Below are 12,356 nucleotides of genomic sequence, written 5' to 3' on the forward strand. Positions count from 1 at the left end.
GTTGATGTCTCCAATCCAGGTCAGCACAAGGAGTGTCCATGAGCCCAGCAGCGAAGAAGGCCACCAGCAAATCCGCGAAGAAACCCGCCGCGACCGACAAGGCGTCGAAGGGCTTCACGGCTGAGGAACGGGCCGCAATGAAAGAGCGCGCCCGGGAGCTGAAGGCGGAAAAGACCAAGGCGGACGGCGAAAGCGACCTGCTCGCGAAGATCGCGGCGATGAAGGCGCCGGACCGTGCCATGGCCACGCGGCTGCACGCCATCGTCAAGGCCAACGCGCCGGCGCTCCTGCCCAAGACCTGGTACGGAATGCCCGCGTATGCCAACGAGGACGGCAAGATCGTCTGCTTCTTCCAGAGCGCGCAGAAATTCGGCACGCGCTATGCGACGTTCGGCTTCAACCAATCGGCCCGGCTTGATGATGGTGCGATGTGGCCGGTCGCGTTTGCGTTGACGGTATTGAACGCCGATGCGGAGAAAAGGATCGGCGCGTTGGTGACACAGGCCATGGGCTGAGCCTGCCCTGCAGATGGGTGCGCGCCTGGTGGGCGGCGGGCCAGGGCCGCACCGCGGGCAGGGTGTCGGCTCAGGCGCAGGCGGTGTTTCCCCGGAGAGTCCTCGGCGGCCTGATACCGCCTGTAAGCTGTTTTCGACCGCTGGTCGCCCTATACTGCGCCGTCTGCAGCGCCGCCGTACTGGGGAATCGTTCGTTCCGGGGGCGCTGTTTCGTCGGGCCGCAAGAATGCGGTCAGCAGCGGATGCAACGGGGAAAGGAATGCGTATCTACCAGTTCGCGACCGCGATGGTCGCTCTCGGCCTCGTGTCCGCGTCGGCCCACGCGAACAACGGCTTGGGCTTCGGCACGTGCAGGAGTGGCTTCGCGAACGACACTGTGGTGTCCACCGAGTCACGTGGCAAGGTCACCATTGCCGAGCTGCGGATCGACGACCGCGTGTGGTCGTTCAATGAGGTCGTCGGCAAGCCCGGCTGGAGCAGGGTGCTGCGCCGCGTCGATGCCGGCCCGCAGTACAAGATATTGGCGGACTTCACCGAGCCGGGATCGTCCGAAGTCACCAAGGCCTGCTGGATCATCAAGCCGGCGGGTTGATTGGCCCGGCAAGCGCCGGCAACCGTTGGTCCGAAGATCAATTCGAGTGAGGCGGGCTCAAGCCCGCCCTACGACTTCCATTGTGCTTTGCAGGGTGGGCCTTGGCCCACCGTCTTGATGCCCGGTGGATCGCGGTTCCTGCTTCCGATTCCTACTTCGCTGGCACCGCTTCGGCCAGACCGCTCCGGTACGCCTCGTCGAGCAGCTTGCGTACCTGCGCATCGGCTGCTTCCGACTCGCGTTCGATGCGCGTGCCCAGCGTTTCCATCTCGCGACCGATCGCTTCCATCGGCTTGCTGGCTGCTTCCATCTCGCGACTCAGTGCTTCCATGGGTTCGTGCTGCGCTTCCATGCGGGCGTTGAGCGCCTCGAGCGTGCGGTTGTGCTGCTCCATCTCCCGGTTGAGCGCCTCCTGCTCGCGGTCGAGGGCATCGCGCTCGGCATCCAGGCGCGCCATGTCGGCCTCGCTTGCCTTGCCCATCCGCTCGGCCAGTGCGCCCTGGCGCTCGCCCAGCGCTTCCATCTTCTCGCCGAGGGCTTCCATTTTCGCGGTGGCGGCGCGCGCTTCGGGGGACTCGAACGCATTGTTTTTGGACAGCGATTCCATGCGCGCGCTCAGGGCTTCCAGGTGATCGTTGTGCGGCTGCATCTGGGTTTCGAGGGCCTGCATCTGCTGGTTGAGCGCCTCGGTGCCAACAAATGCGTTGCGCACGCGGGCGATGGTGTCGGCGTCGCGCACCACCCAGGACTTGCCGTCGCGGCGGAACCAGACGAAGTCGCCGTCGATGCGATCCCGTGCGGCGTGGATGTCGTCGATGTCGCCCGTGTCGCCGGACAGGGTGATGTCGTCGCCGTCCTTGCGTACCAGCGCGAAAGCGGAGTGGTCGCGGCGGGGTTCATCCGCGTCGGCGAGGATTTGCATGCCCGGCTTCGCGGTCGGTGCGGGCAGGGCGGCCTTCGTCGTTGCGGCCGGCGCGGCGCTCACCGTCGGCGCGGCCAGTCGCGCGTGGGCGAAGGTAGCGCCCGCGATGGCGAGACCGATCAGGGGAAGGACCAGGGCGCCGCCAAGGGCGCGGTGTTCGGGGCGGACGAGTTGCTTGATGCGGGACATGAGCTGACCTCCGTGCGCGGCGGGCGCGTAATGGGACGGGAAGACGGATCCGAAAGCAGTCGATCGTCTAGACACCTGATCGATGACATGCCGATCGAGTTCGGCCAGGGCGAGCGCGAGGCACCGGCGGTCGCCGAGCGCGGTGGCGGCGAGATCGTCGGCAACGAGCTCGCGTTCTTCGCGGATGCGATGGGACAACCACCACACCACCGGGTGATAGAACAGCAGCGCTTCGGCGGCACCCTGCAGCAGGTTGACCAGGTAATCGTGGCGACGGATGTGTGCGAGTTCGTGTGCGATCAGGGCTTCGACCAGTTCCACGGGCAGGTGCGTGGCGACGGCCAGCGGCAGCAGCACCATCGGCCGATGCCAGCCGGCGGTTACCGGGCCGTCGCCGATCTGCGTCAGGCGCAGCGTGACTGCGCGGGTGATGCCCAGTCGTGGCGCGAGCCGATCGACGCAGGCTTGCCAGCGCGCGACAGGTTCGACGTCATCCGCTGTGCGGCAGAGGCGACGCACCCACAGCAGTCCGCAGCCCATGCGCAGCGAGAGCGACGCGGCACCGGCCGCCCACAACGCGACGACCCAGGGCAGCGCCTCCGCAGAAGGTGTCGGCAACGCCCGCAGCGTCGCGCCCGGCACGGTGGACACGCTGTCGACGAAATCGCGTGCCATGGCCGGCACGGACCCCAGCGTCGGCGCATCGGCAAACGCCAGCGCCTGCACCAGATTCCACGCCGGGAGCAGCACGCAGGCCAGCAGCGACAGGCAAGCCACGGCGTAGCGTGCCTGTGGTCGCGCGTTGCGCAGCAGCACCAGCACCAGCGCCGCGAACAGGCCGAGCAGCGCACCCTGCCAGAGGAAGTGCAGCAGCGCGAGCGCCAGCGTTGGCACGAGCATCGTCATGGCGTCACTCATCGCGCGTCTCCTCGAGAAAGCGCTGGATCTCCTCGCGCTCGGCGTCGCTGACGCGACCACCACGCAGCGCGGCCAGCACCAGGTCCTTGCCGGAACCGGCGAAGGCCTTGTGGATCAGGTCATCGAGCAACCGGGTCTGCAGCGACCCCTGCTTCTGTGCGGCGGCGTACACATGCGAGCGCTGGCTCTCGTCGCGCTTGAGCAGTCCCTTGCCGTGCATGACCTGCAGCAGCCGCAGCACGGTGGCGGAGGTCACCTCGGGGCGCTCGCGCTGCCGTGCTTCGTGTACCTGCTTCACCGTGGACGGGCCCAACTGCCACAGCGTGCGCAGCAACTCGAGTTCGGCGGGCGTGGGCTTGGGAGGGCGGGGCTTGGTCATCGATCCGGGGCAGGTTGGGCGATGGGGGCACGCTACGCCTGCTAGACAAGATTGTCTAGATCTTTTTGTCTAGGTCGGAAGTCATGCCTGCGATCGGCACGGATAAGAGCGGCCTGGAACAATCCGGGGAAACTGCGCTCGAATGCGCCTGCGGTCGGCAAGGCCGGCTTCTACTCGCCAAACGGTTCTGCGGTTCGATTCACGCATCGCCTATCGCGCATCAGATCGCCAGCACACAGGACTTCTGGGACGGGTCCAGGGAAAGCGGGTGGCTATAGTGGGCCCACTCAACCAACAAGGAGCGTGTTGCCGTGAAAAGGTCCAGCTTTCCGCTCGTCGCTTTGCTAGCAGCCGCCACGACCGCTTCGGCCGGTGCGATGCACGGGATCAATCCCGACGACATCAACCGTAACGGCGAGGCCTGCACCGACTTCTTCGACTACGCCAATGGCGCGTGGCGGCAGCAGAACCCGATCCCGGACTACATGGACCGATGGAGCCGGCGCTGGCAATCAGGCGAGGTCAACAAGGAACACGTCCGCGACATCCTCAACGAGCTGTCGGCGAAAACCGACTGGACCAAGGGTAGTGCGGGCCAGCTCGCCGGCGACTTCTACGCCGCCTGCATGGACGAATCCCGCATCGACGCGCTCGGCAGCAAGCCGGTTCAGCCCTCGCTCGACGAAGTCGCCGCCATCAGGAACAAGGCCGGCTTGCAGCAGGTGATCGGCAAGCTGCACGACCGCGGCGTGTTCGTGCCGTTCATCGTGTACGCAGGCGAAGACCTGCACGAACCCTCGAAGACCGTCGCGAACATCTACGCCGGTGGTCTGGGCATGCCCGACCGCGACTACTACCTCAAGCCCGAGCCGCGCTTCGTCGAGGCCCGCGCGAAATACCTCGAACACGTGGCGAAGATGTTCGAACTCGCCGGCACCGCGCCGGAACAGGCGAAGCAGAACGCAGACACCGTGTTCGCCTTCGAGAAGCGCCTGGCTGAAGCCTCCTTCGACAACGTGCAGCTGCGCGATCCCAAGCTGTCGGACAACCCGACCGCGTTCGCCGACCTGGCCAAGCTGGTTCCGAGTTTCAACTGGGCGAAATACTTCGATGCCGCCCACATGCCGCACGATGCGGTGAACGTGACCCAGCCGAAGTTCCTGCAGCAGGTCGAGAAGGAATTGGCGACGACATCGCTGGCGCAGTGGAAGGCCTACCTGCAGTGGCAGGTGCTCAATGACGCCGCGCCGTCGCTGTCCACGCCGTTCGTCGAGGAGAACTTCGCCTTCAACGGCAAGTTCCTGACCGGTGCCAAGGAGATGAAGCCGCGCTGGAAGCGCTGCGCCGAAGCCACCGACAGCCAGCTCGGCGAGGCGCTCGGCGCGAAGTACGTCGAGAAATACTTCCCGCCGGAAGCCAAGGCCAAGATGCAGGAGATGGTGAAGAACATCCTGCTGGCGATGGACGACACCATCCGCGACATCGACTGGATGGACCCGGAAACCAAGAAGAAAGCGCTGGAGAAGCGCGCCACCTTCTTCCCCAAGCTGGGCTATCCGGACAAGTTCAAGGACTACAAGGGCGTGGTCGTCTCGCGTGATTCGGCGTGGGACAACAACGTCGCCGCCTCGCGCTGGAATGTCGCCGACAACCGCAGCCAGGTGGGCAAGCCGACCGACCGCAGCCGCTGGGGCATGACGCCGCCGACGTCCAACGCGTACTACAACCCGTCGCAGAACGAGATCGTGTTCCCCGCCGGCATCCTGCAGCCGCCCGCGTTCGACGTGACCGCCATCGACGCCGTCAACTACGGCGCGATCGGCGTCGTCATTGGTCACGAGATCAGCCACGGCTTCGACGACCAGGGCGCGCAATTCGACGCACAGGGCCGCCTGTCCAACTGGTGGACGCCCGAGGACAACAAGCAGTTCCAGGCCAAGGGTCAGTGCGTGGTCAACCAGTTCGAGGGCTATTTCATCGAACCGGGCGTGCACCACAACGGCAAGCTGGTGCTGGGCGAATCCATCGGCGACCTGGCCGGTGCCAAGATCGCCTACCGCGCCTACCTGAAGTCACGCGAGGGCAAGGATCCGGAGCCGACGATCGATGGGTTCACCCCCGAACAGCAGTTCTTCCTCGCCTGGGGCCAGTTCCGCGGTGACGAAATCCGCATGGAAACCCAGCGCACGATGATCCAGGGCGACCCACATCCGGTGGCCAAGTACCGTGTCAACGGGCCGCTGTCGAACCTGCCGGCGTTCCGCGCAGCGTTCCAGTGCAAGGCGGATGCGCCGATGGTGCGGGCGGAGGCTGATCGCTGCGAAGTGTGGTGAGGCCTCGGACTGGCCTCGGTAGGGTGTGAGGTTTTCATCCAGTCGTGACGGGTTAACCCGTCACGACTGGCGTACGGGAGTTCCGCAGGGCCGACAAGCGGCCGTATACCGTGCGTTGTGGCGTTTGGAAATCTATATGGCCAGATCATTCCACAGGTCGGCTGGGCGCGTGCGGACCATGGAATGGGTGACGATCCCCGCGGCGCCGATGCGGCCGCACGTACTCGACGCGCTCGTGCTGCGCATGGCGGAAGCCGTGTTCGATTGCCGCGACGCCCGCCTGGTGTGGATCTCCGGCATGACGAACCTTGGACGGCTGCGCCGGCACCAGTGGCCCACCACGCCGTTGTCGCGGGAAGAGGCCGAGCTCATTGGCGAAGCCCTGGCGCGCGGGGCGAGCGTGGCCGGCGAGACCGTCCGCGACGGTCGGGTGCGGATCGCGAATCCGCTGGATTACGCAGAAGCGGTCTTTGTCGCTGAATGGCCGCAGGACTGCGCGCGCCCAGGGGGCACTCCCGCGGGCCTGCTCGACTTCCTGACCCTGCTCGCCGCGCGCATGCGAGCTGAAGTCGAGCTGGTGGCCGCGCACAACGCCGCCGGACGGATGGAGAAGGCGGCACAACTGCAGAACGCGCTGTACTCGCTGGCCAACCTCGCCAGCAGCAAATATGACCTGCAGGAAATGCTTCGGCGCACGCACGCGGTGGTGGCCGGGCTGATGTATGCCGAGAACTTCAAGATCGCCCTGTACTCACCTGAGCGCGACACGGTGCAGTTCGTATACGTGGCGGACGAGAAAGGAGACCACGGGGTGGCGGTCGGCGAGGAGATTCCCGCCGAGCGCGTGCGCAACAGCCTGACCTTGGCGGTGATCCGCAGCGGACTGCCGGCGATGGGGCCGTCGCAGCAACTGCGCAAACAGTTCGGGCTGGCTCCGGCTGGCAGCTTCGGTCAGGAAAGCGCCGACTGGCTGGGCATCCCCATGGTGTCCGAAGGCGCGGTGCGCGGCGTGGTGATAGTGCAAAGCTATGACCAGAAGGACCGGTTTACAGAAGAGGATCGCGCCCTGCTGGGCTACGTCGCCCAGCACATCCTGACCGCACTGCAGCGCAAGCAGGCCAACGTGGAACTGGCGCACCAGGTGGAAGACCGCACCCGCGCGCTAGTGGAAGAGGTGGTGGAACGCCAGCGCGGCGAAAAGCTGCAGGCCGCGCTTTACAGCATTGCCGATCTCGCCAGCAGCGAGCTGTACATGAGCGACATGCTGCGGCGCATCCATCTCGTGGTCGAAGAGCTGATGTATGCGCGCAACCTGATCATCGCCATGCACGACGCCGAGCGCGAAACTCTGCGGGTGATCTATCACGCCGACGAGAAGGACCCGCACCTGGTCGACATCGGCGTGGAAATTCCCGAAGCGGAAATGCGCGACACCATGACGCTCGGCGTGATCCGTAGCGGTCGTGCCGTCATGGGTCCTCCGGCGCAGGTGAACCGGCAGCTCGGCATCCCCGAAAGCGTCTCCTTCGGCGCCCCCGCCGAGGATGTGCTGGGCGTTCCGATGATTTCCGAAGGCAAGGTGCGTGGCGCAGTCGTGGTCCAGAGCTACGACGCCGCCGAGCGCTACGGCGAGGAGGATCGCGCCCTGTTGACTTACATGGCCCAGCACATCCTGACCGCGCTCGATCGCAAGCAGGCGCAGGCGGAACTGGAACATCGCGTCACGGACCGCACGCGTGAACTTGCCAAGGCAGTAGGCGAACTGCGGGAGCAGATCAACGAGCGCCAGCGGGCCGAGCAGCAGCTGATGCACGAGACGATGCACGATTCGCTCACCGGTCTCCCCAACCGCAGCTTCCTGTACGACGCACTGGAGCGGTCGTTGGCGCGGCTGGAGCGCGATCCCAGCCACCGCTTTGCCGTACTGTTCCTGGATCTCGACCGTTTCAAGGTGATCAACGACAGCGTCGGCCATCTCGCCGGCGACGAGATGCTGAAGGAGGCGGGGGCGAGGCTGCTGGCCTGCGTGCGTCCTTTCGATGTCGTGGCGCGCCTGGGCGGCGACGAGTTCGCATTGCTGCTGGAGGACGTAAACCTGCCGGAAGAAGCCTGCCACGCGGCGCAACGCGCGATCGAATCGCTGAGCCAGCCGATGCACATCGATGGCAAGGAGTTGTTTACCTCGGCGAGCATCGGCATCACGCTTGGCCACGCGCGTTACAAGCGTGCGGAGGAGTTGCTGCGCGATGCCGACGTGGCGATGTACCGCGCCAAGGCGCACGGCCGCCAGCGCTTCGAAATCTTCGACGAACGGCTCCATCAGGAGGCCATAGCGTTGCTGGAGCTGGAGAATGACCTCCGCCGCGCATTGCAGCGCGACGAGTTCGAACCGCACTTCCAGCCGATCGTGCGCCTGGTCGACGCGCACGTGGTCGGATATGAAGCGTTGTTGCGCTGGCGCCATCCGCAGCGCGGCCTGGTCGCGCCGGGCGAATTCCTGGAGGTGGCGGAGGAAACCGGAAGCGTCGAGCAGATCGACTGGCAGATGTACGAACGTACCTGCAGCGAGATCGGCATGCTCCTGGACGGCAGCGGCTACGTCACCCTGAATGTCTCGCCAAGGCATTTCCGCTCGCCCGAACTGGCCGGACAGATGCTTGATCTGTTCGACAGTCACCGGCTTTCCCCCGAATGCATCCGGCTGGAGGTCACCGAAGGCGCGCTCCTCGACAATCCCGAGCAGGTGCGGCGCACGCTGCAGGAGCTGCGCACCGCCGGGATCGTGACCGCGCTGGACGACTTCGGCACCGGCTATTCCTCGTTGAGCTACCTGCACAGGTTCCCATTGCACACGCTGAAGATCGATCGCTCGTTCGTGAGCGCGCTGCAGAATGGTGGGCAGCGCGGCAGCACGCCGGTGGTGAAAGCGGTACTGGCGATGGCGCACACGCTGGGCATGGACGTGGTCGCCGAGGGCGTGGAGACCGAGGAGCAGCGCATGAGCCTGCTGAACATGGGGTGCGAGCTGGGGCAGGGATTCCTGTTCTCGCGCGCGCGACCGGCGACGGAGTGGGCGGCGCGGCGCGCGCATTGAGCGAGAAGGCGGGCGTTACCAGGCATGTCTCCCGGCGCGGCTGTGGTCGCGCTAGGCGTCAGGCTTCGTGCCGCGGCTTGGCTTTCAACAGTGAAGCTGGTCAACACAGTCCAACGTGTAACCCGCGCAGGGCGAGCTTGAGCCCGCCTTGCGCCCGCTGTTAGACGGTTCGAATCGTGTTCATTCTTCGATTGGCTCAACACCACGCTGCCTGAGGTCCTCAAGGTGATCGTGCATTTCCTTGAGCTGCCCAGGGGAGTGACCGTTCCACTCAGCAACCTCGCCGACGACGCGGAATGGATTCCGGGAACGGTATGACTTTGTAGGATTTCCGGGAAATCTCCCGTTCGTCAGGTTCGGATCATCTTCAATGGATCCTGTTGGTTCCACGATGTAGATCCTGCCGCGTCCTGCGCCAACGGCCAGCTCGGCACCCCAGGTGGCCGCATCCAGCGTGGCGCTCAGGTAAACGAAGTTTCCCTGTTTCCTTTGGCCATAGTTGGAGGCATAGCCCGGCTCGATCAGGTCACCCATCTTCAGGTCGGCCTTTGTGCCGTGGTAGTACGTCTGCGAATCGGTCATCGCGTCACTCCGGTTTCCTGCCCTTTCGACAGGACGGCGATGCTGCATCACGCCTGGGGTCTTGTCGCAAGCCCCCATGCGGTATATAAATTGATTGTGGGAGGCGCGTGGCGCTTCCCTTTTCTATTTCTGGTCGCCGGAAGTCTTCCTGAGCAGCAGGGCAAGGTGCGACTCCAAGACAAAGGCCCGCAATGCGGGCCTTTTGTTTTGAAGTGCCCCAGGTCTCCACCCGAGGTTTGTCGGGTTCGATCCGGTGGGGCGGCGCGCGGCATGGCGTCGTCGGCTGCGACGTAGTGGCCATCTGCCTGCTCCCGATCGAGCAACAGAAGGAAAAGCCTATCTGCGCCGGTTTTCGAATTCGCCTTCCCACACCATCCGGCGTGCGAGCAGGAGCACGTCTGCGGCGCGTGGCAGTTCGGACAGCCAGACGAAGGAATACTTGTCGGGCTCCGCTTTTGCGTCGGGGCGCAGGAGCTTGAAGACCTGGTCGACCCAACTGTATTCGGGTACGGCGATCCACTTCGGTTCGCTCGCCGTCTCCTTCTCGATCTTTCCGCTCACGGTCTGTGCGTAAATGCGGGGAATGCGGACCGTACGTTTTCGCAGTCGAATTCGAAGGTGGTTGCGACGTAGTTGTACTTGTCCGGCGATTCGTACATCTGGATGGCTTCGATCGATATTTCGCGGCCGGATAGCGCGTGCGTCTTGCCGTTGGCGAAATACAACGTCCGCGACGGCTGATCACTGGTACCGAACACGATGTACCAGCATGCCGGCGTGTTGCCCTGACATTGTCCGGGCTCTGCCTCCCGCGCCAGCGCGGTGGAGGGCAGGTATTCGATGACGCAGGTCGCTTCGATCACCGTGCGCTCGCCATCGACCAGCATGGGAAGCGACGCATCGGCCACAACGCCGCCAGTTCGGCGGTGGCTTGTGCGTCTTCCAGATTGCGGTAGTCGAACGGGGTCTTGTTTTCGTACAGCGCGATCAGCGCCTTCTGGCTGTAGGAGGAAAACGGGTGGGCGTACAGCCGGGGAAGGGCAGATGGCATGCCGAACTCCAGGTGGGCTTGTCCGTGCAACGAATGGGCCGGCCGCGATTCGACATTTATTCAGGGTTCCGTGGCCGCCGATCTGCCGTGGGCAAGCTACTCAAGAAGCAAGGATCGCCGACCGATAGCGCGGCAGCCAATGAACTCTCCAGCCTCCCGCCGGTCCACTCTCCCGCACGCCGTCGTGCTTTCAACCAAGGACTACCTATCCATGAATGGACGAACCCGCTTCCCCGTTGCCGCGCTAACCCTTTCACTGACGATCGCCGCTCCAGCGCAGGCGGAAAGCAGTCGCGATGATGTCGCCGCCGCGCACATCTCCGATCGAATGCTCCAAGCCCTGGTCGAGGCCAATGGCGTTCCCGGCATGGGGGCGGCAGTGGTTCGCGATGGAAAGACGGTGTGGGTCGGTAGCGCTGGTTATCGGGATGTCGAGCAGGGGCTGCGGGTCGACCGGAACACGCTGTTCCGGCTGGCCAGCGTGTCCAAGGCCGTCACCGCCACCGCGGCTGCGAAGCTGAAGGAGCAGGGCGCGCTGGATGTCGACGCCCCGGTGCAGTCCGTGCTGCCCTGGCTGGATGCCAAGTGGTCGCCGATCACCCCGCGGCAGCTGGCGGCGCATACGTCCGGCCTGCCGCACTATCAGCCGGTCGACGATGATCGCGGCGGCGTGCATTACGCCTCGGTGCGCGACGCCGTTGGCATTTTCCGGGATCGTGAATTGTTGTCGGCGCCAGGCACCCGGTATTCGTATTCCTCCTGGGGGTACACGCTGCTGAGCGCGGTCATCGAGGCGCGTGCGGGCATGCCTTTTCTCGATTACCTATCGAGCAGGATCACGCCGGGACTGGCCATCGGCGAGGACGCCACCGACAGCGACAACGCCAGCGCGTCGCGAGCTTATGAATTCGTCGACGGGCAGGTGAGTCGTGCGGCGAAGCACGACTACAGCTACACCTGGGCGGGCGGTGGCCTGGGCGCAACGCCGGAAGCACTCGCGTTGTTCGGTGGGCGGTTGATGGCCGGCCAGGTGGTTGCCCCGGCGACCTTCGAATGGATGCTCGAACCGACAAGGCTCGCCGATGGGACGGTCGCGAGCGAACGGGATTACGACGTCGGTTTCGGCTGGCGGGTAGCGAAGGACGCAGACGGCGAGCGCGTTGCCCACCACGCAGGCGTCACCAACGGTGCGCGCGGTGCGCTGGTGCTGTGGCCGGAGCGGAAGGTTGGCGTGAGCGTGCTGTCGAACGCGCTGTGGGTCGCTTCGATCGAACAGACCGCGATGATGCTCGCGGCGTCATTCAAGTTTGACGCCAGCGTGCGTGCACCGGCGCGGACCGCGTGCCCGGTGCACGCTTCGCGCTACGAGGGCGAGTTCGATGGGAAGGCGTTTGTCGGCACGGCCCGGTTCACGCTGGAAGAGGGACTGTGCACCGGAACGATTTCATTGCCGGTCGAGCCGCTGGGTGCCTGGTTGAACAAGTTTCCGCAGAAGGATGCGGGTTCGCTGCAGGTCATCGGCATCGACCCGCGCGGAGGTTTCGCACGGGCCGCGCTGGTGACGCCGATTGGTATCCACGACCTGCGCGCGCAGGGGGCGGAAGGCAACTTCGTCGCCAAGCTGGGTTCGAACCAGGTGCTGTCGATCCGGTTGCTGGCGGATTGATGGTGGTCGCGGAGACGGGACGGGCAGCATGCGGATAGTCCGGCTGAGTTCGTCTGCTTGACGAATGGACGGTGACGATTCGACAAATCAGCGGACCACGGTGTCGCCACCCAGC

At 65.0% G+C, this 12,356-nt stretch carries 11 protein-coding genes; 5 read left to right on the forward strand and 6 right to left on the reverse strand.

Annotated elements, in window-relative coordinates; translation table 11 throughout:
• The first annotated feature begins 38 nt into the window (after window positions 1–38).
• On the forward strand, window positions 39–515 hold the full coding sequence (locus ACYVD7_RS07345) for an iron chaperone (protein WP_460761030.1): 477 nt from the start codon (window positions 39–41) through the stop codon (window positions 513–515).
• 259 nt (window positions 516–774) lie between these two features.
• Window positions 775–1,107, forward strand: coding sequence for a Hint domain-containing protein (locus ACYVD7_RS07350; RefSeq protein ID WP_460761033.1), 333 nt, complete (start codon window positions 775–777; stop codon window positions 1,105–1,107).
• A 151-nt stretch (window positions 1,108–1,258) separates the two neighbouring features.
• Here ACYVD7_RS07350 and ACYVD7_RS07355 read toward each other — a convergent pair whose 3' ends face one another.
• Together ACYVD7_RS07355 and ACYVD7_RS07360 are read right to left on the reverse strand one after the other, a co-directional pair.
• The gene (locus ACYVD7_RS07355) at window positions 1,259–3,136 is read right to left on the reverse strand and encodes a M56 family metallopeptidase (RefSeq protein WP_460761037.1); all 1,878 of its coding nucleotides are present in this window, start codon (window positions 3,134–3,136) and stop codon (window positions 1,259–1,261) included.
• Window positions 3,129–3,515: a BlaI/MecI/CopY family transcriptional regulator gene (locus tag ACYVD7_RS07360; protein ID WP_460761040.1), complete on the reverse strand. Its 387-nt coding sequence runs from the start codon at window positions 3,513–3,515 to the stop codon at window positions 3,129–3,131. Before ACYVD7_RS07360 ends, ACYVD7_RS07355 begins: the two co-directional genes overlap by 8 nt.
• A 311-nt stretch (window positions 3,516–3,826) precedes the next feature.
• Between ACYVD7_RS07360 and ACYVD7_RS07365 the strand changes: the two genes are divergently transcribed.
• Both ACYVD7_RS07365 and ACYVD7_RS07370 read left to right on the forward strand, forming a co-directional pair.
• Window positions 3,827–5,848: a M13 family metallopeptidase gene (locus tag ACYVD7_RS07365; protein ID WP_460761043.1), complete on the forward strand. Its 2,022-nt coding sequence runs from the start codon at window positions 3,827–3,829 to the stop codon at window positions 5,846–5,848.
• 187 nt (window positions 5,849–6,035) lie between these two features.
• Window positions 6,036–8,942, forward strand: coding sequence for a bifunctional diguanylate cyclase/phosphodiesterase (locus ACYVD7_RS07370; protein ID WP_460761045.1), 2,907 nt, complete (start codon window positions 6,036–6,038; stop codon window positions 8,940–8,942).
• A 180-nt stretch (window positions 8,943–9,122) separates the two neighbouring features.
• Here the strand turns inward: ACYVD7_RS07370 and arr are convergent, their stop codons facing one another.
• From arr to ACYVD7_RS07390, 4 genes are all read right to left on the reverse strand, one after another.
• Entirely contained in the window at window positions 9,123–9,524 is a 402-nt protein-coding gene (gene arr, locus ACYVD7_RS07375) for an NAD(+)--rifampin ADP-ribosyltransferase (protein WP_460761049.1), read from the reverse strand.
• 336 nt (window positions 9,525–9,860) lie between these two features.
• On the reverse strand, window positions 9,861–10,085 hold the full coding sequence (locus tag ACYVD7_RS07380) for a hypothetical protein (RefSeq protein WP_460761052.1): 225 nt from the start codon (window positions 10,083–10,085) through the stop codon (window positions 9,861–9,863).
• Entirely contained in the window at window positions 10,082–10,411 is a 330-nt protein-coding gene (locus ACYVD7_RS07385) for a hypothetical protein (protein WP_460761055.1), read from the reverse strand. The genes ACYVD7_RS07380 and ACYVD7_RS07385 overlap by 4 nt, the downstream gene beginning before the upstream one ends.
• A complete protein-coding gene (locus ACYVD7_RS07390) occupies window positions 10,384–10,575 on the reverse strand; it encodes a glutathione S-transferase N-terminal domain-containing protein (RefSeq protein WP_460761058.1) in 192 nt (63 codons plus the stop codon). The genes ACYVD7_RS07385 and ACYVD7_RS07390 overlap by 28 nt, the downstream gene beginning before the upstream one ends.
• Window positions 10,576–10,786: 211 nt before the next feature.
• Here ACYVD7_RS07390 and ACYVD7_RS07395 point away from each other — a divergent pair, with 211 nt between their 5' ends.
• Complete coding sequence (locus ACYVD7_RS07395) at window positions 10,787–12,241, forward strand: serine hydrolase domain-containing protein (RefSeq protein WP_460761061.1); 1,455 nt, start codon at window positions 10,787–10,789, stop codon at window positions 12,239–12,241.
• Window positions 12,242–12,356: the final 115 nt, after the last annotated feature.

The organism is Lysobacter fragariae (assembly GCF_054779775.1).

Coding starts and splice junctions, on each gene's coding strand:
- ACYVD7_RS07355 (WP_460761037.1), bottom strand. CDS start 3,136: ATGAGTGACGCCATGACGATGCTCGTGCCAACGCTGGCGCTCGCGCTG.
- ACYVD7_RS07390 (WP_460761058.1), bottom strand. CDS start 10,575: ATGCCATCTGCCCTTCCCCGGCTGTACGCCCACCCGTTTTCCTCCTAC.
- ACYVD7_RS07385 (WP_460761055.1), bottom strand. CDS start 10,411: ATGCTGGTCGATGGCGAGCGCACGGTGATCGAAGCGACCTGCGTCATC.
- ACYVD7_RS07350 (WP_460761033.1), top strand. CDS start 775: ATGCGTATCTACCAGTTCGCGACCGCGATGGTCGCTCTCGGCCTCGTG.
- ACYVD7_RS07345 (WP_460761030.1), top strand. CDS start 39: ATGAGCCCAGCAGCGAAGAAGGCCACCAGCAAATCCGCGAAGAAACCC.
- arr (WP_460761049.1), bottom strand. CDS start 9,524: ATGACCGATTCGCAGACGTACTACCACGGCACAAAGGCCGACCTGAAG.
- ACYVD7_RS07395 (WP_460761061.1), top strand. CDS start 10,787: ATGAATGGACGAACCCGCTTCCCCGTTGCCGCGCTAACCCTTTCACTG.
- ACYVD7_RS07360 (WP_460761040.1), bottom strand. CDS start 3,515: ATGACCAAGCCCCGCCCTCCCAAGCCCACGCCCGCCGAACTCGAGTTG.